The 23,624-nt window shown below is 41.1% G+C and carries 22 protein-coding genes; 2 read left to right on the forward strand and 20 right to left on the reverse strand.

The annotated features are described in order from the left end of the window. Positions 1-35: 35 nt before the first annotated feature. The 13 genes from IJI01_RS10555 to IJI01_RS10615 form a co-directional block, all read right to left on the reverse strand. Positions 36-1,643 carry a hypothetical protein gene (locus IJI01_RS10555; RefSeq protein ID WP_292189870.1) on the reverse strand — a complete coding sequence of 536 codons (1,608 nt, stop codon included), beginning with the start codon at positions 1,641-1,643 and terminating at the stop codon, positions 36-38. Further along, positions 1,643-2,653 carry a glycosyltransferase family 2 protein gene (locus IJI01_RS10560; protein WP_292189872.1) on the reverse strand — a complete coding sequence of 337 codons (1,011 nt, stop codon included), beginning with the start codon at positions 2,651-2,653 and terminating at the stop codon, positions 1,643-1,645. Before IJI01_RS10560 ends, IJI01_RS10555 begins: the two co-directional genes overlap by 1 nt. Continuing rightward, positions 2,646-3,875, reverse strand: a complete 1,230-nt coding sequence (locus tag IJI01_RS10565) for a hypothetical protein (protein ID WP_292189873.1) — start codon at positions 3,873-3,875, stop codon at positions 2,646-2,648. Before IJI01_RS10565 ends, IJI01_RS10560 begins: the two co-directional genes overlap by 8 nt. A 3-nt stretch (positions 3,876-3,878) precedes the next feature. Then, positions 3,879-5,066 carry a glycosyltransferase family 4 protein gene (locus IJI01_RS10570; RefSeq protein WP_292189875.1) on the reverse strand — a complete coding sequence of 396 codons (1,188 nt, stop codon included), beginning with the start codon at positions 5,064-5,066 and terminating at the stop codon, positions 3,879-3,881. Between the two features lie 19 nt (positions 5,067-5,085). Continuing rightward, positions 5,086-6,372 carry a glycosyltransferase family 4 protein gene (locus tag IJI01_RS10575; protein WP_292189878.1) on the reverse strand — a complete coding sequence of 429 codons (1,287 nt, stop codon included), beginning with the start codon at positions 6,370-6,372 and terminating at the stop codon, positions 5,086-5,088. Between the two features lie 2 nt (positions 6,373-6,374). Continuing rightward, complete coding sequence (locus IJI01_RS10580) at positions 6,375-7,313, reverse strand: glycosyltransferase (RefSeq protein WP_292189880.1); 939 nt, start codon at positions 7,311-7,313, stop codon at positions 6,375-6,377. A 15-nt stretch (positions 7,314-7,328) separates the two neighbouring features. Continuing rightward, positions 7,329-8,456, reverse strand: a complete 1,128-nt coding sequence (locus IJI01_RS10585; RefSeq protein WP_292189883.1) for an EpsG family protein — start codon at positions 8,454-8,456, stop codon at positions 7,329-7,331. Beyond that, positions 8,457-9,287, reverse strand: a complete 831-nt coding sequence (locus IJI01_RS10590; protein ID WP_292189885.1) for a glycosyltransferase family A protein — start codon at positions 9,285-9,287, stop codon at positions 8,457-8,459. After that, the gene (locus IJI01_RS10595; RefSeq protein WP_292189888.1) at positions 9,288-10,424 is read right to left on the reverse strand and encodes a hypothetical protein; all 1,137 of its coding nucleotides are present in this window, start codon (positions 10,422-10,424) and stop codon (positions 9,288-9,290) included. A gap of 21 nt (positions 10,425-10,445) precedes the next feature. Then, positions 10,446-11,852 (reverse strand): exopolysaccharide biosynthesis polyprenyl glycosylphosphotransferase, encoded by a 1,407-nt coding sequence (locus tag IJI01_RS10600; protein ID WP_292189891.1) that lies wholly within the window; start codon positions 11,850-11,852, stop codon positions 10,446-10,448. A 21-nt stretch (positions 11,853-11,873) separates the two neighbouring features. Beyond that, the gene (locus IJI01_RS10605) at positions 11,874-12,620 is read right to left on the reverse strand and encodes a glycosyltransferase family 2 protein (RefSeq protein WP_292189893.1); all 747 of its coding nucleotides are present in this window, start codon (positions 12,618-12,620) and stop codon (positions 11,874-11,876) included. Further along, positions 12,620-13,558, reverse strand: a complete 939-nt coding sequence (locus IJI01_RS10610) for a glycosyltransferase family 2 protein (protein ID WP_292189896.1) — start codon at positions 13,556-13,558, stop codon at positions 12,620-12,622. Before IJI01_RS10610 ends, IJI01_RS10605 begins: the two co-directional genes overlap by 1 nt. A gap of 122 nt (positions 13,559-13,680) precedes the next feature. Then, the gene (locus IJI01_RS10615) at positions 13,681-14,541 is read right to left on the reverse strand and encodes an AraC family transcriptional regulator (protein ID WP_292189899.1); all 861 of its coding nucleotides are present in this window, start codon (positions 14,539-14,541) and stop codon (positions 13,681-13,683) included. Between the two features lie 222 nt (positions 14,542-14,763). Here IJI01_RS10615 and gmd point away from each other — a divergent pair, with 222 nt between their 5' ends. Both gmd and IJI01_RS10625 read left to right on the forward strand, forming a co-directional pair. Further along, on the forward strand, positions 14,764-15,855 hold the full coding sequence (gene gmd, locus IJI01_RS10620; protein WP_292189901.1) for a GDP-mannose 4,6-dehydratase: 1,092 nt from the start codon (positions 14,764-14,766) through the stop codon (positions 15,853-15,855). A 40-nt stretch (positions 15,856-15,895) separates the two neighbouring features. Then, positions 15,896-16,837 (forward strand): GDP-L-fucose synthase family protein, encoded by a 942-nt coding sequence (locus tag IJI01_RS10625; RefSeq protein WP_292189903.1) that lies wholly within the window; start codon positions 15,896-15,898, stop codon positions 16,835-16,837. A 98-nt stretch (positions 16,838-16,935) separates the two neighbouring features. Here the strand turns inward: IJI01_RS10625 and IJI01_RS10630 are convergent, their stop codons facing one another. The 7 genes from IJI01_RS10630 to glmM all read right to left on the reverse strand — a co-directional run bounded on the left by IJI01_RS10630 (position 16,936) and on the right by glmM (position 23,619). Further along, positions 16,936-17,373 carry a CAP domain-containing protein gene (locus IJI01_RS10630; RefSeq protein ID WP_292189905.1) on the reverse strand — a complete coding sequence of 146 codons (438 nt, stop codon included), beginning with the start codon at positions 17,371-17,373 and terminating at the stop codon, positions 16,936-16,938. A gap of 146 nt (positions 17,374-17,519) precedes the next feature. Then, positions 17,520-19,322 carry an LIC_10190 family membrane protein gene (locus IJI01_RS10635; protein ID WP_442861681.1) on the reverse strand — a complete coding sequence of 601 codons (1,803 nt, stop codon included), beginning with the start codon at positions 19,320-19,322 and terminating at the stop codon, positions 17,520-17,522. 29 nt (positions 19,323-19,351) lie between these two features. After that, entirely contained in the window at positions 19,352-19,807 is a 456-nt protein-coding gene (locus tag IJI01_RS10640) for a divergent PAP2 family protein (protein ID WP_292189909.1), read from the reverse strand. A 28-nt stretch (positions 19,808-19,835) separates the two neighbouring features. Beyond that, positions 19,836-20,705: a dTDP-4-dehydrorhamnose reductase gene (rfbD, locus tag IJI01_RS10645; protein WP_292189911.1), complete on the reverse strand. Its 870-nt coding sequence runs from the start codon at positions 20,703-20,705 to the stop codon at positions 19,836-19,838. Positions 20,706-20,779: 74 nt separating this feature from the next. Continuing rightward, on the reverse strand, positions 20,780-21,976 hold the full coding sequence (locus IJI01_RS10650) for a DUF3048 domain-containing protein (RefSeq protein ID WP_292189913.1): 1,197 nt from the start codon (positions 21,974-21,976) through the stop codon (positions 20,780-20,782). A gap of 28 nt (positions 21,977-22,004) precedes the next feature. Then, positions 22,005-22,268 (reverse strand): HPr family phosphocarrier protein, encoded by a 264-nt coding sequence (locus IJI01_RS10655; RefSeq protein WP_292189915.1) that lies wholly within the window; start codon positions 22,266-22,268, stop codon positions 22,005-22,007. Between the two features lies 1 nt (position 22,269). Further along, positions 22,270-23,619: a phosphoglucosamine mutase gene (gene glmM / locus IJI01_RS10660; RefSeq protein ID WP_292189916.1), complete on the reverse strand. Its 1,350-nt coding sequence runs from the start codon at positions 23,617-23,619 to the stop codon at positions 22,270-22,272. Between the last annotated feature and the right edge of the window lie 5 nt (positions 23,620-23,624).

The following is a 23,624-nucleotide window of genomic DNA, read 5'->3' on the forward strand; positions in this document are numbered from 1 at the left end:
TAAAAGCCGCACGGATATGATTCCGTGCGCTTTTTTTATTCTAATTCATAGGAGTTCCACATATCCTCAGTAAAAAGTGGCATAATCTGCGTTTTCCTCGTAGCCTCTTTAAGGTCAGTGATTGCTTTGTCCTGATAATCATCATCAGCTACATAGAGGATAATCTTTGAAGCATTAACAATCTCAGAATCTTCGATATTATTGGAATTCTCCACATCCATATAGAAAACTTTATCATATTGCAAGAGTTCATCTGTGAGGCGCCATATGTTATGAGGAGTGGCTGGGTTGAACATTACTACTGCCACCTGATCGTGGTTATCAGCAGCGTATTGAATCTTAGCTGTATCCTCAGGATAGAGGAACAATACGCGGTTATCAATACATATTCCTTTTACCAATATTACTAATACAAAAACACTAGCCAGAACACCAGCAATTATAGGTACTACAGAATTCTCTTTTCCCTGAGCGTCTTCAAATCTCCATATCCTCTGCAACAGAATCACAGTAATCAAGATAATAAGCCCGTAGCAAGGCATCTCATATCTGTTAGAAGCAGCACCCACGAGAAGTGCTGTCTTGGAGGTAATGAGGAAATATCCGATTGTGCCGATGATAAGTATCACAAGGTCAGGCGTAAATGCTATGGTCTTCTTTTGGTAAATTCTGATGCCAAGTCCAATAAGAATCGCCTCGAGCACCAGAATAAATAATCCAGCAAATACGAAGTCATTAAGAAGACCTGCAAAAAACGATAGCCTCATAATCGTATTTCCTATATCAAACAGGCTTCCAGCTGCCTCATTTCCTCTGTATCCGCCTAGCATATGGTGAATGCTTGCAGGGTAAGTTATGACTGCTAATCCAAGGGATATAGCGCAGCTTGCCACATATATCAGACCATATCTGACATTCTTTTTCCAAAATATTAGCCAAGCAGTAAATGCAATTCCAATGGACACAAAGAAAAAGATGTAGAAATATTGTGTCAAAAAGCCAAGGTACGAAGTAACCATGACAGGCAGCATATATGAAGCATAAGCTCTGAGCGCAGACTTCATATCTCTTTTACCAGTATTGGCCTTATCCCCATAGAGAGAATAATCCTGGATCAGCCTGATATGAAAATAAGCACAAAGGGCTACCCACAGCGAAAGCCATGCATACATTCTGATGAGCATATTGCTGGAAATAGTCTGAGGATTTACTCCATAGAACAGCAAAGCTATAGCTTCTAGCCAGCATGGTGTTTTAAGGCGCTTCATGATAAGATGCATCACCCAGAAAGCTAAGACAAATGCAATAAGATTAGTTATGACACCCGTCCATTTGGTGAACACGCCAGGTACTAATGAACAGATAGTGTGAAAGATCATGTAATAAAGCGGCGGATGAACATCCCAGGACTGAACGAGCTTAACAAGCCCATAGTTAAAACCTTCCCCTGGTCTTACTACGAATTCATCCAGTATAGTCTGCCTATCCTGCCACTCTCTGTCTGGCTGATAGAGGCCAGCCGTTCTATTGGAAGAATAATAGGTATAGTACTCATCCTCATGAAATCCGGACTTCTGGAATCCGAAGTATATATTCACTATTATTGAAAGCACAAAAATGAGTAATATGCCACATTTCTTCATCAGTTCAAACCTCTTACAAAGGCGTGGAGCCTGCGCACAAACCTGGGTGCAGGAGCAAGAATAAATAAATACGCCTTCTGTTTACCAGTCAAATACTCATTGCCAAGTATCTCTCCCATATTGGATCTGATATTCCTGACAACATCCATGTAGAACGTGTTATCTCTGGTCATCTTGGACACAGGGATATGCAAAAGATAATCCAGTCTCTGAACAGCACCAAATCTTTTAGCTACGCTCTCCAGCTCTGGAAACTCTTTTTTAACAAGCTCAAGTACAACATCCGCATTACGCACAATATCAGTAAATACAGATGGAAAATAGTCCCTATCTTCAACTTTTCTGCGGCTGTTACTGCCAAGTCTGTAGAAAACGTGATAATACTGCTGAGGAAGAATAACCACTTTATTGACCTTCCCCAGCATGTGGATCATCAAATAGAAATCCTCGTTAAGTTCGCCCTCAGGAAACAACATATCCTCTGTAAAAAGAGCTCTTTTAACAAGCTTGGTGCAATAAGAAGCATCGCCCGTGTGCATCAGAAGAGTTCTGAAATGCTCCCTGGGCTCAATAACTGTAACTCCGGAAGGAGGAATCACAACATCAGGGCGTTTAGTGCCATCCTCTGATATCTCATCCCTGGAAATCTGTACCATATCAGCATCGTACTCGAGAGCAGCGCTCATAAGGCTGCTGTACATACGAGAATCAACAAAGTCATCGCTATCCACAAAGCCGATATAGTCCCCTGTGGCATGCCCTATTCCAAGGTTTCTGGCACTACTGGAGCCACCATTTTCCTTGTGATAAACAGTCACATTCTCATATCTGTCTGCCAGCTCATCAGCCACTTTCCCTGTGCCATCAGAAGAACCATCGTCCACAACAATTATCTCCAAAAGCTCTGAAGGATAATCCTGTGAAGCAACGGATTTAACGCATTTACCAAGCAGGTCTTCGATATTATATGCAGGAATAACAACCGATATCTTTTTGTCAAAATCAGGCATTTGCTTCCTCCGGAATCTGCATCTGCTTATAAAGGTCATAGCCTACAGTAAGGATAATAACAAGCATAGCAACAGTAAGTGGCCACAGGTATGTAACTGTAGAGCCAAATAAATATCTGGTATAAGTGATCATTGAAATCACCTGAAGGAACGCACATACAGGAAGTCTCTTGTAGCTATAAAGAGCATAAACTACTGCAAGCAGCTCAGGCATATATCCGTATCTCTCATGCATAACAGGAAGGCAGAAGCAACAGAGCTCAGCTGTAAATATAACAAGAGTTATCATAAACTTATCGGTAATCTCGAACTTCTTGTTGTACATATAGTAGGCAATCATACCAAAGATAACTACAGTTGCCAATACTCCACCTTTGATAATAAGGCGCCTTACGTTCTTATCAAGATCGGATGTTATTATTGTATATATACTTGGATAGTTCATTGAAAGTCTTGTGAACATTTCAACCTGGTTGCCATAGATTCCCAGAAGGTCAGCCCATTCTCTTCCAGCGATTGCTGAAGGAATCATAGAGACAACATGGAATACTGGAACCACTAAAGCATATCTGATCTTAATCTTGTTCTTAAGCCACATCAAGATAATGAATGGCACAAAGAAAATTGCCTGCTGCTTAAAGCTGTAGGATATAGCCAGATACAGAAATACTCTGAAATCATTCCCTTTTAACACATGTAAAAGGGATAACAAAATAAAAGCTGTGTATATAGAATCATTCTGAGCCCAGGCTGCACTGTTGAGCACAACAGTTGGAAGAAACAGCACTGCGAAATATGCAAGCATAGACTTCTGCACATTTCTGCCTGATACATGGTATGCAATCCTTGCAAGGTTAACTGCGCAGACAAAGTCAAAGATTACTGACAAGGTCTTAACCAGATACATATCAGCTATAGCTCCATTACCGCCAATATAGTGCAGTAATACGATCAGATACTGAAACATGCAGTTATAATCGAAAGTACTGGCATCAGATACTCCAGGCTTGATTCCAAGGTATGCAAAGCCTCCAGCTGCATGACACTCTTTCATCCAATCCGCAAAGGCTTTCACGTAATCTCCAGACTCAATATCATACAGGGAAAATCTGAACATCACTCCCAGTGTAGTCAGTACAATAGCCACCAGAATGTCAAAGCACTTTATCTTTACATCCCCAAACTTAAATTCAACATCAAAAATCTTATCAATAGTTCTCATTTCTTATTCCAATCTGTTTTTTTCCTGTAATGAACGAATAAATCCTGCCGGCGGAAGATTAGGCGCTAAGCTCATAGGACCATCTGCGCTTGGCTCTGGAGTATTTTCGTTCATATACTCTTTTACAAATCTTATCAGCTCCCTGGCTGCATTTTCAGCATTCCACCACTTCTCAATGCTCTCCTGCGCTCTTTTGCCAAACTCTCGAATTTTATCTCTATTTTCAAATAAATACAAGACTTTGGCCTGCATGGCATCCAAACTGCCATTATCATAGCTAAGTCCATTTACGCCATCCTGTATCAGGAACGGAACAGCGCCAGCCTCATTAGAAGCTACCACAGCGCATCCGCACTGCATCGCCTCATTAACAACAGCGCCCCAGCCCTCTAGATAATTGCTTGTAAAAAGAAATACATCAGCCTTCTGCATATATGTGAGCACTTCGTCAGGTCTTTTACCACCATGCATTATTACCTTATCCTGAAGACCATACTGACTGATAAGCGCTTCCAGGTCGCTTCGCTTGTTGCCATCTCCAACAATATCAAGCCTGAAATTATATCCCTTTTCAGCAAGGCTTCTGGCGGTTTCTATGGCATATTCGCTGTGCTTGAGCTCTATAAGTCTTCCTGCCCAGCAAAGCTTGATACACTCAGACAACTCTGGTTTAATATAGCTCTCACTAGCCTTTTCAGGGAAGTATCCCCATTTAAGCTTCTTGCCCGGATAGCTCCTTATCAGATCAAAATCCGAGGCAACATAAGCGCCTGCGCACAATAAATACACAGGCTTATTTCTATATCTGATATGTTCGTTATATTTAGCCATAAGTCCCTTGGGGCTTATGAACTTCCACTGTCCTTCCCTGTAAATGCGTTCACTCACCCTGAAGGTCAGCTTACCGGAAGACAGCCTCTCTTTTTCTATATCTGCAACTATTCCATCGGACCATCCAAGGATAGTCACATCACTATCCAGAATAAGCCGTTTGCACTTATCTTCATCCTCGTAAAAAAGCGAAACAAATGGGAGTTCACTAACATCCATCCCCCAGCCCATAGCAATACGCTTTTCCTCCATAGGCTCTGTCTGGATAAAATGAAACTCCACATCCTCCATGCTGTTCATGGCTTTGCAGAATGGAAGCTGATGATGATTTATGTAGTTGGAAACAAAGGTAACTTTCATTCCTCTTCCACCTGATATGTCATTTCTGATCAATGATCTGTTTATAAATCTGTATTAATCTCTTGTAATTAGCGTCGGGATCATGTGACAACTGCGCGTGTTTTCTGGCATTATCTCCGTACACACCAGAAATAACAGGCTCATCCCACATCTGAACAACAGCATCAGCAAGGCTCTGAACGTCTCCAGATTCAAAGAAGCTGCATTCCTTATTGGCCTGTATCATACTGGGAACACCGCCTACTCTGGACGCTACGATTGGCATACCAAGAAGCATTGCTTCTGCCAGTGAATTAGGAGAATTCTCCACAACTGACGCACACACAAAGAGGCTGCTGTCAAGCATTCTCTGCTTCATCTCCTCTTCGCTCAGCATTCCAACCATTGTAACCTTTTTCTTGAGCTTATTAGCGGCTATTATTGACTTCAGATACTTGCCATAGGCGCTGGCTCTAAGGAAATATGGATATTTGCTCTGGCCTTTCCCAATAATGTTATTTCCTGCAACGTATAAATGAGCATCTGGATATTTTTCCAAAATAAGTGGCATTGCTTCCAGCACAAAATGGAAGCCCTTAAGCGGATAATCACCCTGTGACAAAAAGATGCTGTGAGGCTGTGCATTCTTCTCTTCCCACTTATCCTGGTAGAAAGAAGGTCGCATGGTCTCATTCATGGCAAAATATCTGGCCTCTGGATTGATCTTGGCAACTTCCTCTTTATCAAAAGCAGTTCTGCCTGTAACATTGCCAGTTAAAAGAATTGATTCTCTCTCATGCTCAGCTCTTACCCTATACTTCTCCTGCTGCTGCATAAGTGAATCATCTTTAAGTCTATCGCGTAGTGTTGCTGATTTCTGGACTTCCTCAGGGATACCCGCCATATACTCCTCAGCAATCCTTGTACAAACTCCCTGAATACCTACAAGAGCCCTGTCCGGAGTACCAAAGGACCTGAGCATAGCCAGAGTATGTGGAAACTCAGTTCCAAATATATGCACTATATCTGGATTAAAATCATCCAGTATCTCTCTGAAACGATTCTCTATAGTGCCATCATATACTTCAGGGTGGTTTAGATCCTCTGTAAAGCCATAATAAGTAACTCCATCTATAACTTCCTTGGAAGAAGCTATTTCTGAAGTTGCAGGGAAGCATACTCCCAGCTCAATCTCTCTATCAGCAAGAGGTTCCTTATTGATTCTGTCAAAACATCCGGAAAGCCAACCTTCCCTGACAGAAAATTCCTGGTTATGAGCTCTGGCATACGCCGGAAGCATAATATTACATAGCCATAAAACCTTCAATATTACTCCTCCTTACCAACTTTGATTCCGTAAATAGCTGTCTTTACAGAGTTATAAAGACCAGCTGTTATTTTATTGGATGCCAAAGCCGTCCTCAGTTTTGACAACGTAACTATCCTGAGAAAATCATATTTTCTGATCTGTGCACCTGTCAGGTAATGTTTGATTATCTCTTTTCTCTCTTCCTCAGAAAGCTTTTTATTCTGATCTGAATATCCTCCGCCCTCATAGCTGGAAACAACTATAGGAACATAATATGTAGATGCCTTGTCTCTATAAAAGCATCTAAGGAACTGCTCATAATCAGCCCTGACTTTGTATTTAAGATCAAATGGGTTCTTGTAGATAAGCCTCTCATCATAGAAACATGCCTGATGAGATGGTACATTTCTATAACAAGCGTAATCATTTATCTGCGGATTAGAAGCGACCTTCTGACCAGTCTGCCTCTCAAAAATATCACCATAATAAATAGCCGGAAGAGTTGTTCCTTCCTTGGCAGTTTTGCTATTTATAGCATCATGCATGTTCTTGAGAACATTCTCATCATAAAATCTGTCTCCACAATTAAGGAAAAAGACATATGATGGAACCTCGCCTGCTCGTAAAAGTTTAACATCCTCTGTGTTATCAACATCATCTCTTATGGCTCTGTTCTCAATGATCCTGTCCTTAAGATATGCTGTTGCAATGTTCATTCCATGATAAATACCGTTATCACAGCTCTCCAAAAGAGTGATCGTCTTGTCATCGTCAGTTCCTGCGATAGCAACATCATATTCAGCTTTCAGCTTATCTATGGATCCGTCTGTAGACATACCATCCTTGACCAGAATCCTATAGTCTGTAAAAGACTGCTTCTCCACACTCCTGATAGTCTCGAAAAGCTTCTCTCCAGGATTATATGACACTATGATAATTGTAAAAAAAGTTTTCTTCATAGTTATTACTCTCCTTTAATAGTAGCCTCTCTCAGAGAGAGTTAGTGGCAAGTCATGAAAAAGAAATGTCTGATAAGGAAGTATTCGAATCCCGTCATTTCCCGCGCCTCTCATATAAAGAGCAAAATACATAACACACGCTATCGTAACGCAGGCTGTGGCAAGTTTTCTTTTATCCTCGTCCTTAATTCCCATTACAAGAGACGGGATAAATAAAAGATGTGTAACTGTCAGGTAATAGCCAACTCTTGAAATCACCGGAATAAAGGCTCCAAAAACATAAAGAACCATAGCCATGATATTACAGATAAAATAGAACCTGTCAGCCCTGCTGTCTCGTATAACATCCTTGTACATCCATAAAGAAAATGCAAGGATCACAATACATCTGACTATGTTTACAATACTCGTTCCACCCTCGAGATACTCCGTATCCTTGTAGGATGGATATAACAAAATTACTACCTTAAGATAGAAATCCTTGAGAACCAGGCATGAAGCTCCGAGTAGTCCAAGGCCAACGTACATCCATCTTCTCCACTTAAGCTGTGCCACCACATATAATAGCAGGATAAGCAGAAGTGATTTATGGAAAAGACTGCCTATAAGCGTTATCAGAACAAACCTTGGCCAGTCCCTGTTTACAACAAATTTAACAGCATAAAGAGCTACAGATAATGCCAGATAATACCTGACAGTACTAAGTGACTGAAAATAGTAGCCCAGCAGCATGAACATCACCATGCTCAGGGTAAACCATTTGCTCTGCTCATACATAGCCTTCATAAAGAAGTAAATGGTAGCAAACGCAAACATGGCAAATATCAGAAGATAGTTCTCAAAGCCGCATACAAAATACACTATTCGAGCCAGAGCATTAAAGCCAATCTCAGTTGGCACGTAAGCCCTGCTATAGGCCAGATGCATAAACTCAACGTATTTGAGATAGTCATTACCGACATTGAGTCTAAGGGCAGAAACAGCAAATAGGAGCACAAAAATAATAAGGCAGGTGACACAGTTAACCATCTGCTGCCTGCTCATTCCCTGATAAATGCGGAGAGCTCCTCCTGCTCTGTCAGTCTGTTTAATTAGTAGCGCCAGTAACAGCACTATAACAGTAAGGGATAAATAAACTGCCATTTATTCTCTAATCGTCCTCCCGTGTCTGACTCCGGATACCAGTAGCCTAAAGCACTTAAATAGTCCCATATCAGCACACATAGATTGTCTGTTCTTGAATAAAAATCTAAATCCCAACAAAACGGCCATTTTACCATATAGGAAATGGTATAAAACGCCTCTGTCAAAAAAGAATTTCTCTGTATAACCTTTAAACCAGGTAGATTCGCCGACAAGCTCATGGCCGATAGCCACATCAGTCCTGTATACAGCAAGTCCTGCCTTCAGACAGTCATGTAAAAAGAGGCTGTCTTCACCGTTCATATAAGGTGCTCCGCCGCCAAACAAAAGCGAATACCTGACACCACTATCTCTTAGCTTATTTCTCCTGGCGCAGATTGCATAAGCTGGATATCTGCCGTAATTCTTCCAGGAAATCTTAGCAAAGTCCTCATTCCAGTAGGTTTCTCTTCCTGGCTGAGCCTTTACATTAAACAGCAGAACATCTGCTTCAGGATGCGCATCAAATTCTGATACGATTCTGTCTGCATATCCACTGTCGTACACTATATCATCATCACCGAACTGAATAATCTCATGATCAGCATTGTCAAAAGCAAGATTTCGAGATCTTCCTACACCCTTTTCATGTCTGGTAAGTATGATTGCCTTATGCTCACCAAAGCAAAGCTCTTCATCCAAATCTTCCTGGCTGGAAGCATCTTCCCCTATGATCTGATTGACAATAACAGTATCAGATTCTAATTTCATAGTCTCAGGAAGCTTACCTGCATCCTTATTAACCGCTGAAACAAGAATCTGTAGTCTTTTTTCATCCATATCTTTTACCATTTATTTAATGCCATAATAGCCGCGCATAAAAGTCCTGTCAGCTCTGACGATAACCATACCCAGAACCGGGCACTCATGCTTTTTGAGCTGAGTCAGAATATGCTCAGTAATAGCACCATTTCTGATTCCAAAAGGTACACATACGATTACACCATCGCAGGTACCAATCTTCCTGTAATTATCCAGTACAGTTCCAGGTACAGCCATAGGAACAAGACTTACATTCTCTGCAGCCTCAGAACCCGCAATGATTGCCTTAATAGTCTCAGTATCTTTTTCTGAAACTTTGTCATCTTCTATGCTGTCAACGGAAATGACTGCTACTCGTGTTGCACCTTCTGTGGCCTTTCCAAATGCTGCAACAAGCTCGTTCTTAAAAAAGTCATCTGCCTTTTTACACTGAATTCCAAGAACATTGACGGAGTATCTCTTTTCCGCATCCTCCTGGATAAAGATAGCATCATCAATAGAATAGATAAGAAGCATAGCCAGAATAGCAATTATCGCAGCAGCTACTGCTCCAAATATGCCTGCTGCCATGCTTCTGTCTGAATAAGTAACAAGCTTGGCTTCATCTATGCTAAGGCATTTGATGGAATCGAAAGCTTTATTAGTACTACCATACTTCTCAAGCGACTTAACACTAGCGCGAAGGATCATATCAGCCAGATCCTTGTCCGTATTCTCAGCAGAAAGAAGCATGAGCCTTACATCTGAAGGCGTATCAGCATTTATTGAAGAAAGCAGCTCATCTTTGGTAATGGATTTCTGGTCGCCATAGTTGGCAATAGGTCCTCCATCCTCAACTACATTGACCTCATTAGCCATAAGCTCAGCAATAATAGGAATTAAAATGTCATCAGTTGGCATCAGCATATGCTGCCAGGTGTAGGCATTGTAGTGATCAACCAATGTACCCTTGTTCTCATCATAAGCAAAGCTCACATATAGTCTCGCCTCAGCCTTGTAGGTTCTGGCAGGACCATAAGTCACTGTAGCTAGTGTGTATATTCCAAAGCACAGAGCAGCTCCGATTATTGCTGCCAGTGGCACTATCCATATCTTTCTGAGAAGCTTCAGATAAAAACACCTTAGGTTAAGTATTTCATCTCTATGTCCCTTACTTTCTCTTTTCATACTCTTCTCCCGAACTAAGGATCACACCTTTTTCTGGGCTGTGACCTGATTATCATCAACACCTTCTGTACTGTCAGGTGTGAACAAAATCTTGACTGTTAAGAGCATAAGCTTGATATCAAGCCATACGGAATAATTCTCTATATATGTAAGATCCAGTTTGAGCTTGTCGTAAGGTGTAGTATTGTACTTGCCATACACCTGCGCATAGCCTGCAAGACCGGCCTTAACCTTCATTCTGAAAGCGAACTCAGGCATCTCCTCAAGATACTGAGCAATAATCTCTGGTCTCTCAGGTCTGGGACCAATAAATGCCATATCACCCACAAGAATGTTAAAGAGCTGTGGAAGCTCATCAATTCTGCATTTACGAATGAACTTACCAATAGGAGTTATTCTGGAATCATTCTTGGAAGCAAGTCGCGCCACGCCATCCTTCTCGGCATCAACACGCATACTTCTGAATTTCATGATCTTAAATTCTCTTCTGTTCTGAGTGCATCTAACCTGCTTGTAAAGAACAGGGCCACCATCATACGCCTTGACGATAATCGCAGTTATCAGCATTATCGGCGATGTCAGTATTATCAGTAAAAGAGAAAGAACAATATCGATAAGTCTCTTAATCGCTCTCTGCTCAACCTTGATGGCATATTCTCTAAGGAGCAGCACTGGTGTATCGAACAGATGAAGCTGTGTAGAGCCCTTTAAAAGAACATCTGTTATCTTAGGCATTACATAGATTCTGATGTTTCTGCCATAGCAGTACTTAACCAGACCATTTCTGTACTGGCTTGGAACATCCCAGATAACAACTCCGTCGTAGTCTCCAAGACATTCCTCATATACCTTTTCGATTCCCTCAGATATATTCATGGACTTGACGATGTTGTACTTGTCTTTTCTGGTATTGAACTTCTGAGTAATATCATCTACAGGATAAATACCACTTATTAGAAGAAGTCTTCTCGGCTTAAATATCCTCATATACAGGGCATTTGTAGCATAAGCCCACAAAAATGAGATGACCAGCTGGATCACGAATATCATCACGATAGGAGTTGCTGTTACCAGCCAGTTTCTCAGAAGTGAAATCTGAAAATATGAAATGAAGTTTACCATGAAGAGGGCAAAAATCTGTGAAAAGAACACATCCATAGGCTTGAGATAGCCTATCTTAAGTCCTCCGTAGGTATTAGAAAAGAACAAAAGAAGTATGAAATAAATTCCAAGTATAAGGAGATGACCTCTAAAGTACAGCTTAAGTCCTCCACCAAGCACGTAACCATCCTGGCTTATACGAGTAGCTGCAACTATAGGATAATATGTTCTAAACCAAAAAAAGGCATAAACAGCGGTTTGCATCCCCAAACCAACGAATCCCAGGAATAAAACAAGGATTCTCTTTGCTGATTCCACATTTTTCATACAAAATCCCCTTTTAACTGATCAAATTCTCCTCAGTGTGGCTCTTACGGCCCATCCGACGAAATAAAACATAGACTGTATCACTGAGAGATCAGCAATATTTCTATACAAAAACCATATTCTCTGTATGGCAACAAATTTATTGGAAGACAAGGATTTAGCTGGCCTTCTGTAAACTGCAAGATTCTCATCCAGTCCATAAGCCACATATCCGCTCTTTAAGATCCTCCACCAGGTTGCTGTGTCCTCACTTGGCACCTGTGGCATGTGGATGATCTCCATGTCTATCTTCTCTGTGTCAAACATGACTGTAGTAGTAAATATAACAGTTCGTGAAAGCGCCTGTCTGAACTTAAGTGTCTGTGGCGCTCTTACGACTCTTCCCGTTGGATTAGCCTCTTCATCTCCAAACTCATAGGAGTGAAAAGAAAAAGCTGCTCCGGTCTGTTCCATAAAAGCAATCTGCTTCTCAAGCTTCTCCGGGCGCCATACATCATCCGCATCCAAAAAAGCTATATATCTGCCGGCAGAAGCATCAATTCCACTATTTCTGGCAGCTGCTGCACCTTCATTAACACTTTTCCTGATGAGCCTGATGCGCTTGCCCTGACTGGCTATAATATCTTCAATCAGGTCAGCACTTCCGTCAGTAGAAGCATCATCCACCAGAATAAGCTCCCAGTCCTTGTAGGTCTGCTCACTTACCATGGTAATGGTCTTCTCTATATATTTAGCTGCATTGTAAACAGGAACAATAATGCTGACCATTATAACTCCTCTTTTACAATGTACATAGGACGCTTTTTAATCTCCAGATATGCCTTGGAGAGATACTGTCCAACAATTCCCAGACAAAAGAGCTGTACACCACTTACCAGTGAAATGATACATACAGTTGACGCCCATCCCACAGTATTGTTAGGATCACCGACAGTAATCTGTCTTACTACGATAAAGATAATGAAAATAAGCGCTATAAAGCAGAACAATACGCCAAAGACTGACGCCATTGCAAGTGGTGCTGTCGAGAAAGCAACGATTCCATCGAGTGCATAGAGGAACAGCTTCCAGAATGACCACTTAGTCTCGCCCTTCTTTCTCTCGATATTCTCGAATTCGAGCCACTTAGTCTTGAAGCCAACCCAACCAAAGATTCCTTTGGAGAAACGATTGTACTCTTCAAGAGAGAGGATAGCATCCACAAACTGTCTTGTCATAAGTCTGTAATCTCTTGCTCCATCTACAATCTCAGTCTTGGACATCTTGTTGATGATCTTATAAAACTGTCTGGCAAAGAAGGATCTGATAGGAGGCTCTCCCTTTCTGTCTACACGTCTGGTAGCCACACTGTCATAGCCTTCCTCTACTATACATTTAAACATCTCAGGCAAAAGAGCTGGTGGATCCTGAAGGTCACAGTCCATAACAACTACGTAGTCACCCTTGGCCTTCTGAAGTCCGGCATACATACCAGCTTCCTTACCAAAATTTCTGGAAAAGTTGATGAGATGCACTCTCTCATCCTTAGCATGAAGCTCTTTTACAATAGGTACCGTGTTATCTTTTGATCCATCATTTACAAAGATAAGCTCAATATCAACATCCCTGTTCTTAAAAAAGCCCTCATATTTAAAAAGCTCGTTGTAAAAATCTACAATATTCTCCTGCTCGTTATAGCAAGGCACAATAACGCTTAACAGTTCCATTACAATTCTCCCAAATACATTTTCTATTGATAGCGCATTCAACGCATAGTAGCGCAATCCTACCAAGTATTTTACACTTATCCACCAGTTCTTTCAATGGTTTACAACTTCGGTAATTTCGCTTATTTCCACTGTAGTCTGTACTCCAAAGGACTTATTCCTTCTATTTGCTTGAATATCCTTGAGAAATAGTAAAGCGGCGTTATTCCACATCTTACCCCAATCTCTTCAACAGTCTCATCTGTGAATCTCAGCATCTGCTTGGCATGGGTAATCCTAGTTATCAGAAGATAATTAATAATAGATGTTCCGTACTGTTCCTTGAATCCTCTGGACAATGTGTACTTATTTATAAGAAACATATCTGCCAGCATATCCAGACTTATCTTTTCCTGATAATGGGTATCAAGATAATCTTTGAGGTTCATGAGCGTCTGGGAGTTATTGTTAACAGGTGCAGCATCAGGATTCCAGCTAAAGCTCATCAAAAAAGTTATGAGCTTACCCAAATATTCATTGATACGGATATCTCTGATGTAGTCAGAAGATCTTGCTATTGTGTTTATCTCCTCCCATATTCTATGAGCTTCAAGGCTTGTACCTGGCTGAAAAACCGGCTGTCCACCTCTTTCCACATATTTCAGATATATTGGGAGCATGCTGTCTCCGTTGAAATGGATCCACTCAAGGGCCCACAAATCTTCTGAGGTTCTGTGAAGATATGGATTCTTACAGTTAATAAACACGCAGTCCCCGGTTTTAACCATATACTCTCTTCCGTTATAATCCAGCGTTCCACTTCCCTCTTTTACATAAAAAAAGAGAAACGAATCAAGATTCTGTCTCTTGCTGGCGTGGGTTTTCCTAGCTTTAAGCGCGCCTATTTCCTGCAAATACATAAGATTGGACTTGGCAAATTCAGATGGAGTATACAGCATTCTGTCTGATGACACATACTCGCCCTGAAACAATTTTTCCTGCATACGTCGATTTCTCCTGCATTTAATAGTTTGTTTAGCATTTTTATAAAAACGTTATATTGATTCTTTTATTGCAAATTACGATGATATCTACAGTATAATTACCTCGTCAAGATAATGCAAATAAAAATCAAGAAAGTGAATTTGCACAGCAGAGCTTAGACAATATAATAAGCAGGAAATATGCAAATATTATTCTTTATTTATTATTGAGAGGAAAACAATATGGCTAAAAAAGCACTTATTACTGGTATAACTGGTCAGGATGGATCTTACCTTGCTGAGTTCCTTCTTGAGAAAGGTTATGACGTTCACGGTATCATCCGTAGATCATCTGTAGACTACAGAGAGAGAATTGCACACCTTGAGGGACATCCTAACTTCCACCTTCATTATGGTGACCTTGGCGATTCAATGAGCATCCTTGGCGTTGTTGGTAAGGTTCGCCCAGACGAGATCTACAACCTCGCAGCTCAGTCACACGTTCAGGTATCTTTCGATTCACCTGAGTTCACAGCTGATGTTGATGCTACTGGTGTTCTTAGAGTACTCGAGGCTGTTCGTCAGTGCGGTCTTGCTGATACATGCCGTATCTACCAGGCTTCTACATCAGAGCTCTATGGTAAGGTTGAGGCAGTTCCTCAGAGTGAGACAACACCTTTCCACCCATACAGCCCATATGCTGTAGCTAAGCTTTATGGTTACTGGATCATCAAGGAGTATCGTGAAGCTTACAACATGTTCTGCTGCTCAGGTATTCTTTTCAACCACGAGTCAGAGAGAAGAGGCGAGACATTCGTTACACGTAAGATCACTCTTGCTGCCAGCAGAATCGCTCAGGGCAAGCAGGATAAGCTTTATCTTGGTAACCTTTCATCACTTCGTGACTGGGGTTATGCTAGAGACTATGTTGAGTGTATGTGGCTCATCCTTCAGAACGACAAGCCAGAAGATTTCGTAATCGCTACTGGTGTTCAGCATTCAGTTCGTGAGTTCGCACAGCTTGCATTCCACTACGCTGGTATCGAGCTTGAGTTCAAGGGCGAAGGCGCTGATGAGAAGGGTTATGACAAGGCTACAGGTAAGGTTCTTGTTGAGGTTTCACCTGACTTCTACAGACCTACAGACGTTGTTAACCTTTTAGGTGATCCTACTAAGGCTAAAGAGAAGCTTCACTGGAATCCACAGACAACTTCTTTCGAAGACCTTGTAAGAATCATGGTTGAGCACGATATGAAGAAGGTTGCTGTTGAGAGAGCCAACGAGCACGTAAAGTTCAACCTTGCTGAGTTCCTTGAGAAGGGTATCGACAAGTAATTTAAGCTAATCATTTAAATTGATATTGGAGATCTTACAGATGGAAAAGAATTCTAAAATATATGTAGCAGGCCATCGTGGAATGGTAGGCTCTGCAATCGTTCGTGAGCTTAATAAGCAGGGTTATAACAACATTATTACCCGTACACATAAGGAACTTGATCTCACAAGACAGGATCAGGTTGAGAAGTTTTTTGAAGAAGAAAAGCCAGAGTATGTATTCCTCGCAGCTGCCAAGGTTGGTGGTATCATGGGTAACTCAGAAGCTCTTGCAGATTTCATGTATGAGAACATGATCCTTGAGATGAACGTTATCCACTCAGCATGGAAGAACGGCTGTAAAAAGGTAGAATTCCTTGGTTCATCATGCATTTATCCTAGAATGGCTCCTCAGCCAATGAAGGAGAACTGCCTCCTTACATCTGAGCTCGAGAAGACCAATGAGGCTTATGCTCTTGCCAAGATTTCTGGTCTTAAATACTGCGAGTACCTTAACAAGCAGTACGGCACAGATTACATTTCAGTAATGCCAACAAACCTTTATGGTCCTAATGATAACTATCATCCAACACATTCACACGTACTTCCAGCTCTTATCCGTCGTTTCCACGAAGCTAAAGAGCAGAACCTTCCTTATGTAACATGTTGGGGAGATGGAAGCCCACTTCGTGAATTCCTCTATGTTGATGACCTTGCAAACCTCTGTGTATTCCTTATGAACAACTACAGTGGTGATGAGACAGTCAACGCAGGAACAGGTAAAGAGCTTACTATTAAGGAGCTTACAGAAAAGGTTGCTTCTATCGTAGGTTACACAGGTGAGATTCGTTGGGATCCTACCAAGCCAAACGGAACACCACGTAAACTTCTTGATGTTTCCAAGGCTGAAAAGCTCGGCTGGAAGTATACTACTGAGCTTGATGACGGTATTCGCCTTGCTTATGAGGATTTCCTTAACAATCCTATGAGAGCAGAGCGCTAATCGCATCACAATATAATAAAGTGCTTTTGATTCATACAAAAGGCCATACGGTAATACCGCATGGCCTTATCTATTATCATTATAATCTCTGCAACATCTCAACGAAATTCACATACTATAAAGGTCTCTCCATTGTCATTGCTATAATATGCAATCCCAACTGAGGAAAAAGTGCTACGAACAACATTAGCATAATGCTTGGGACTAAGCGTCCACGCATATACTACATTTTCAGGTTTCTGCTGAGTCATGGTAACAGCATGCGCAAGATTCTCACCATTAGTCAGCTTGGATACTGTATACCAGGCCTTACCATTGGGACGTATATGAGAAAACTTCTGGGAACATTCTACAGCCCGAATTTCAGCTATATCCTGTAGATCTTCATCCACAGTAAAAGCCTCAAGTCCAGCTGATTCTCTCACTGCATTCATCAAAGTAAGAACATCATCTTCATTTGATGCCTTAGCAGTGATCGGATCAAAGAACATTGCTACTGTTAAAAAAGTCATTAAAAATGCTAAAGCCTTCTTCATAAAGTATCCCCCTTATCTAGCAGATCGGGTTGTCCTTTTACCTACTAATATGATACTTTACCCAGGCTTGCAAAATTTAATTATGCACTATATTTAATACATTTTTATACATTATTTAACTTTATAAAGATTTTTTCAGAAATTTTTCACTCCTCTGAAACTGGAGCAAATCCGCTTGTAACATCATATCCCATAAACTGGATTTCCTGGCTCATATCCCTGGTAGCTGCAGGGAAATACTCATAGCCAATCCTGTCATCTCCCGTAGGATAATAAAAAGTAACACCTGATATTTCAAAAGATGCAACTTCATAATGTCCGTAATCCTGCTGAATAAGGAAGTTTCTTGCATTAAAGGATGGAATGTCATCTCTCACAAGATATGCCCCCTTATAAATAAGCCATGCTATAAATATTACTGTTACTACCGTAATTGATTTTTTGGCCAACTCACTCTCATATCCTACATAGTTGAACAGACGAATCAATAATCGCCCAAATATTATGGCAAAAGTAAGATATACATACACCACTCCATATCTGATAAGAGGCGCTGTAAAGAGCCAGAAAAGAAGACAGGCAACCATAGTACCACTTATAGTCAGGAAATCTGCAAAATTAACCATCCTGCGGTCGCTGATGCTAAACACCTTATTATCTGCAATACCAGCCTTCTTGTTAATATAAATTGCAAAGAAATAAATGAGGCATGCGATATATACTACAACCGCCACAATATCCATTATGAGCATAATCTTGTTAATGCCATGTATGCCAGCAAACCATGGACCAATCCACTCCTTAAAAGACATATCTCCATAAGTAGCAACATCAGTAAAGCCTCTTCCAAAGGTCTTTATCTCTTTGGCATCATACTCAGCAAGCCCCTTTGGAATCTTCCATGCAACATCAAAAAGGTCCACAGAAGTAAATGGATATACCAGCCAGCCAGATATGACCACATTTCGGATAAGAAATGGTGCAACTATTATAAAGGCCAGCAGAACAGATAATCCCAGTGCTTTCATTTTATTTGTATTTCTGTTTGTCAGAAGTCTGTGTATAGGAATTATAGTCAAAATCAGAATTGGCGCTGCAGACAGCTTAATAGTAACTGCATACACTCCCAAAAGAGACAACATAATATAAGGCACATATGAACGCTCGTGCTTAACATTCATATCAAGCCATCTGATGACAATATAAAAAACTATTGTGGACAAAAAGTAATCAGATGCCGGAGCCACCATCTCATCAAAAATGGTAAAGAGGTAGAAAATCCCCATCACTCTGGCAAAATCAGATAATATCGGCTGCCCTCTTCTGACAATATCCTTGATATCAAGGCACTGCCATGCAAGCATAAGCGCACAGAATCCCGCCATAACATGGAAAGATCTTCCTCCAAGAAAACTCATGCTATAAAGAGCAGACAACGGAAAAGATGCACTATTATAAGCAAGCCTCACATGAAGATTACCCAGTCCCCTGATAAGTCCATAATCTTCAATCCAATGGATTGCCTGAGCATGGTACAGATCAGAGTCGTAATGCATGATTCCATGTGAAGTGCCATAGGCCATGATCAAAAAGACAACAAGATAGTAATAGCCGCTACGACCAGAAACAAACAGACGCAGAATATCTGTAACATCTGACTTCAGCTCATCTCTGTAGTAAATAGCTATTACAATACAGAAAGCCACCATCAGGACATTGGCCACAAGGCCAACACCCTCAAAAAGACTATAAATCTCGGCATATATTGTATTAACTACAAGGCCTGCAATAATGTAGCTGGCCCTGAAATGCGCATTATATTTTTTGTATGTACCCTTAGCTTTCTGAGAATGCATACAATCTAGTGAGGTTATGAATTTGAGTAATGCAAAGCCAGTTAAATAAGTTGTGGCTATCACATATATCCAAATGAGTACAACAGATAGCATTAACTAATAGCCCCCACACATCATAATATTTAGAAGTTACAGATAATTATTCCAACTACAACACCAAGAATTGCTCCGAACAGTACCTGAAGAGGTGTATGGCCTACAAATTCCTTGAGTTTTTCTTCTACAGGAATATCACTGTCAAGCTCCTGGAACCAATCCATCATGTTGTTGATAACCTTGGCCTGAATTCCAGTCTCTCTTCTAACGCCCATAGCATCGTGCATAACAATAAGTGCCAGGACACCTGATATAGCAAATTCAAAACTTCCTGCTCCAAAGCTATAAAACGTACTGGTAACAAGGGCCATAACTGTAGCAGAATGTGAACTAGGCATTCCACCATCACCAGTAAGTCTTTCAGCGTTAAATTCCTTGTTAACAAGAACGTATATTATTGTCTTAAGAACCTGTGCTGATAACCATCCAAAGAATGCTGCAACAAGTATCCTATTGCTAAATAAATCATTAAAAAACCGCATAAAGCAAAATCTCCACTACTTCCTCAAATTAAAGAAGCTCTTTTAAGTATTCCTCAATAGCATCATGCCAATCAGCAAACATGTAATCGGATGTAAGCTTAAGCATGTAGTTCTCAAGAATACTATATGCTGGTCTTGGAGCAGCCTGAGGATTCTTCTCGAGATACTGCGCTGTAGTAACATGATTAACCTTTGTTGTCTTGCCAGCAATTCTGAATATCTCGTCTGTGAAATCAGCCCAGTTAGTAGAGCCTTCACATGTACCATGGAATACACCATAGTTATCCGTTGGGAAAAGATATGCTATAGCCTTAGCGAGTTCCTTAGCACTTGTAGGCGTTCCCTGCTGATCCATAACAACGCTGATCTCATCCATCCTCTCTGAAAGTCCAAGCATTGTCTTAACAAAATTCTTGCCATCACCATAGAGCCATGCTGTTCTGACGATAAAGAATCTGTCTGCAAACTGCTTAACAAATTCCTCACCTGCAAGCTTGGTCTTACCATATACACTTACAGGACCAGTCTTATCAAACTCTACATAAGGTCTTGTTCCATTTCCTTCAAATACGTAATCAGTTGATACATGAACAAGCTTGGATCCAACCTCAGTAGCTGCTATAGCAAGGTTTCTTGGGCCAATAGCATTTATCTTGTATGAAAGATCAACATCTGATTCCTGCTTATCAACAGCTGTATATGCGGCGCAGTTGATGATTGCAGAAGGCTTAACCTCTCTTGCAAGCTTAATTACATTATCAACATTTGTGATATCAAGCGGTGTAATGCCCTCGCCTTCAAATACATCAGTATTAACGATCTCATACTTACCAGCAAGTTCCTTGTTAATAGCTCTTCCAAGCTGTCCATTGCAGCCTGTTACAATTATCTTCTCCATAGTAGCAAAACCTTCCTAAAATCAACGTAAGCGGACGGCATCTCTGCCGTCCGCAGTATTCTAATTTAATAGCATCAGTCTTCGTAAGTTGTTCCATTCACTTCAAACTTAGAGAAAGAACCGCCCTTTTCCTGTACAACAAAGATCATTGTCTTACCAGTGTTAAAAGTAATCTCCTGACCATTGTCATCATAGTACTTGGTTGGAGCATAATCTGCTGTCTTTTCCCAAGTCATATGGATCATCTTACCCTTTGTGATGTAATATCCATCTCTTGTCTTGTCATGCATCTGATATGCAAGATATCCGTTAGAATCACGAACTTCGTGATATGTTCTCTGAATTACAACGTTTGCAAATGCAAGCTGTTCGCCTGTTACAGCATCTTTCTGAGCATCGCCATACAAAGTCTTAAGATATACTTCCTTCTCAGGATCATACTTAAGCGCTGACTTAGTTACAGGATAGCAACCAGCCATATCGATCTCTGTAGCTTCTACAGCATCTGGATAGTCTTCCAGAGTATTAGGATTGGTATAGCCTGTAAATGTAAAGTGAGGGCCTTCCTGGAAGTACTCAGTTCTATGTGTCTTGGAATAACCGGCCTTTTCAATAGCTGATGCAACATGAGAGCCATCTGTGAATGCAGTATGCTCTGATGTGCTTCCCTCTGGAACTCTGAAGAATGCGCCGTAGTCAGGGCCCATTGCCTTACCACCAACACCGTTCAGGTTATCAACATCATCAACACCATCTGGTCTGTTCTTACCTGTCAGAACACCGCTAACGTATAATTCAGGACCACCAAAGTGAACGATAACTGGATCATACTCAAGCGCTGCATAAATGAAGTAATCACGGATACTTCTGATATTACCGATTCTATCAAGACCTTCCCAGTTCTCGAGAATACCCATCTGACGGCTCATGCTGCCCTCTTCCATGATCTCATAGAAAACTGCAACATTGCTAAGTCCGTACTGTGGCTGAGCCTCTTTGTTAATTGGATACATTACTGCAAGTGGTCTGTTAGTATTAACTGCTTCATCAACCCACTCATTAGTGAAATAACTTCTTACCATGCCTTCCTGAGGTGGCATGTCTTCATTAGACTCCTCAACAGAAGCTTCTACACTAGCCTCTACAACAGGTGCTACATCTTCTAGTTTCTCAATGCTGATACCAACTACTGCATCATCATCAGAGCTTCCGCAACCAATCAGCATAGCAGCTGTTAATCCAGCCAGCAACAAAGCTTTAAATCTTTTCATTTTAAACAACTTCCCCTTTTGTCTTATTTTACTCGCCAAGGCCATTTTCAATTGCTTCCACAAGAGCATCCATTGCTTCCTGCTCGTCTGGGCCTTCGCACTTAAATTCTAATTCATCTCCACACTTGATGCACGCACCAAGAACACTGAGAACACTCTTAGCATTAGCAGTGTTTTCACCATAACTGAACGTTATATGTGATTTGAAGTTCATCGCAACCTTACACAGATTTCCCGCAGGTCTTAAGTGCAAACCTGTAGGATTAGTAATCACTACTTTCTGGCTAACCATATTACAGCATAACCTCCTCAATGAGCTTAGCAAGTTTTTTGGCTTCGTCCTCTATCTGATTCTGATCTTTACCCTCTATCATTACTCTTACAAGAGGCTCAGTTCCTGATGGTCTGATAAGAACTCTTCCATCTCCGGCAAACTGTTTTTCAAGATCAGCGATTGCTCCTGCAATCTCAGGATATTCCATATAGGAATCCTTTTTGTGTGTAGGTACATGTGCATTCACAAGTGCCTGAGGCATAACTTCCATAACCTTGGCAAGTTCTGACAGTGGCTTGCCTGTGGAAACCATTACTTCTAACAGGTGAAGAGCTGATAACAATCCATCGCCTGTTGTATTATCATCAAGGAAAATAATGTGTCCAGACTGCTCTCCGCCAAGATTAGCTCCGATCTCTTTCATATGCTCAAGAACATATCTGTCACCAACCTTAGTCTTATCTACTCTGATTCCTTCTCTTTCTGCCATCTTGAAGAATCCAAGATTACTCATGACAGTAGCAACTATAGTATCGTTGGCAAGCTTGCCCTTTTCTTTCATAAACTTACCGATGATAGCCATGATCTCATCGCCATCAACCATTTTACCATTCTCATCAACAGCAAGGAATCTGTCAGCGTCTCCATCGAAAGCAAGTCCAATATTAGCCTTCTCAGTTACAACTCTGCCCATTAATTCTTCCATGTGAGTTGAACCACAACCAGCGTTGATATTTGTTCCATCTGGATTATTGTGGATTACTACAACCTCTGCACCAAGCTGTCTGATTGCCTCTACAGATGTATAGTAGGAAGCACCTTCAGCACAGTCCATAACAACCTTCATGCCAGAAAGGTTGATATCTACAGCATTAAGATTGTGGTTGATATACTCTTCTCTGGCATCAGTACGATTCTTGATCTTACCAACACCTGCTCCGGTTGGCATCTTGACGCCTTCCATATTATTTCTGATAAGCTCTTCAATCTCATCTTCCATAGCATCAGGAAGCTTGAATCCGTTTGCATCAAAGAATTTGATTCCGTTGAATTCCATAGGGTTATGTGATGCAGAGATAACAACACCTGCATCTACACGATATTTTCTAGTAAGATATGCAACAGCTGGTGTAGGAATGATTCCTACATTTACTACATCAGCTCCAACTGAGCATGCTCCAGCCATAAGTGCGCTTGCCAACATGTCTCCAGAAAGTCTTGTGTCACATCCAACCATGATAGTAGGTCTGTGATTAACTTCTTTAGAAAGGACATATGCGCCGGCCTGGCCAAGCTGCATAGCAAGTAATGGAGTGAGTTCGTCGTTAGCAACTCCTCTGACGCCATCTGTTCCAAATAATCTACTCATAATTA

Origin of the sequence: Butyrivibrio sp. (assembly GCF_017433805.1) — a bacterium.
In the GTDB taxonomy this organism is placed as follows: domain Bacteria; phylum Bacillota; class Clostridia; order Lachnospirales; family Lachnospiraceae; genus Butyrivibrio.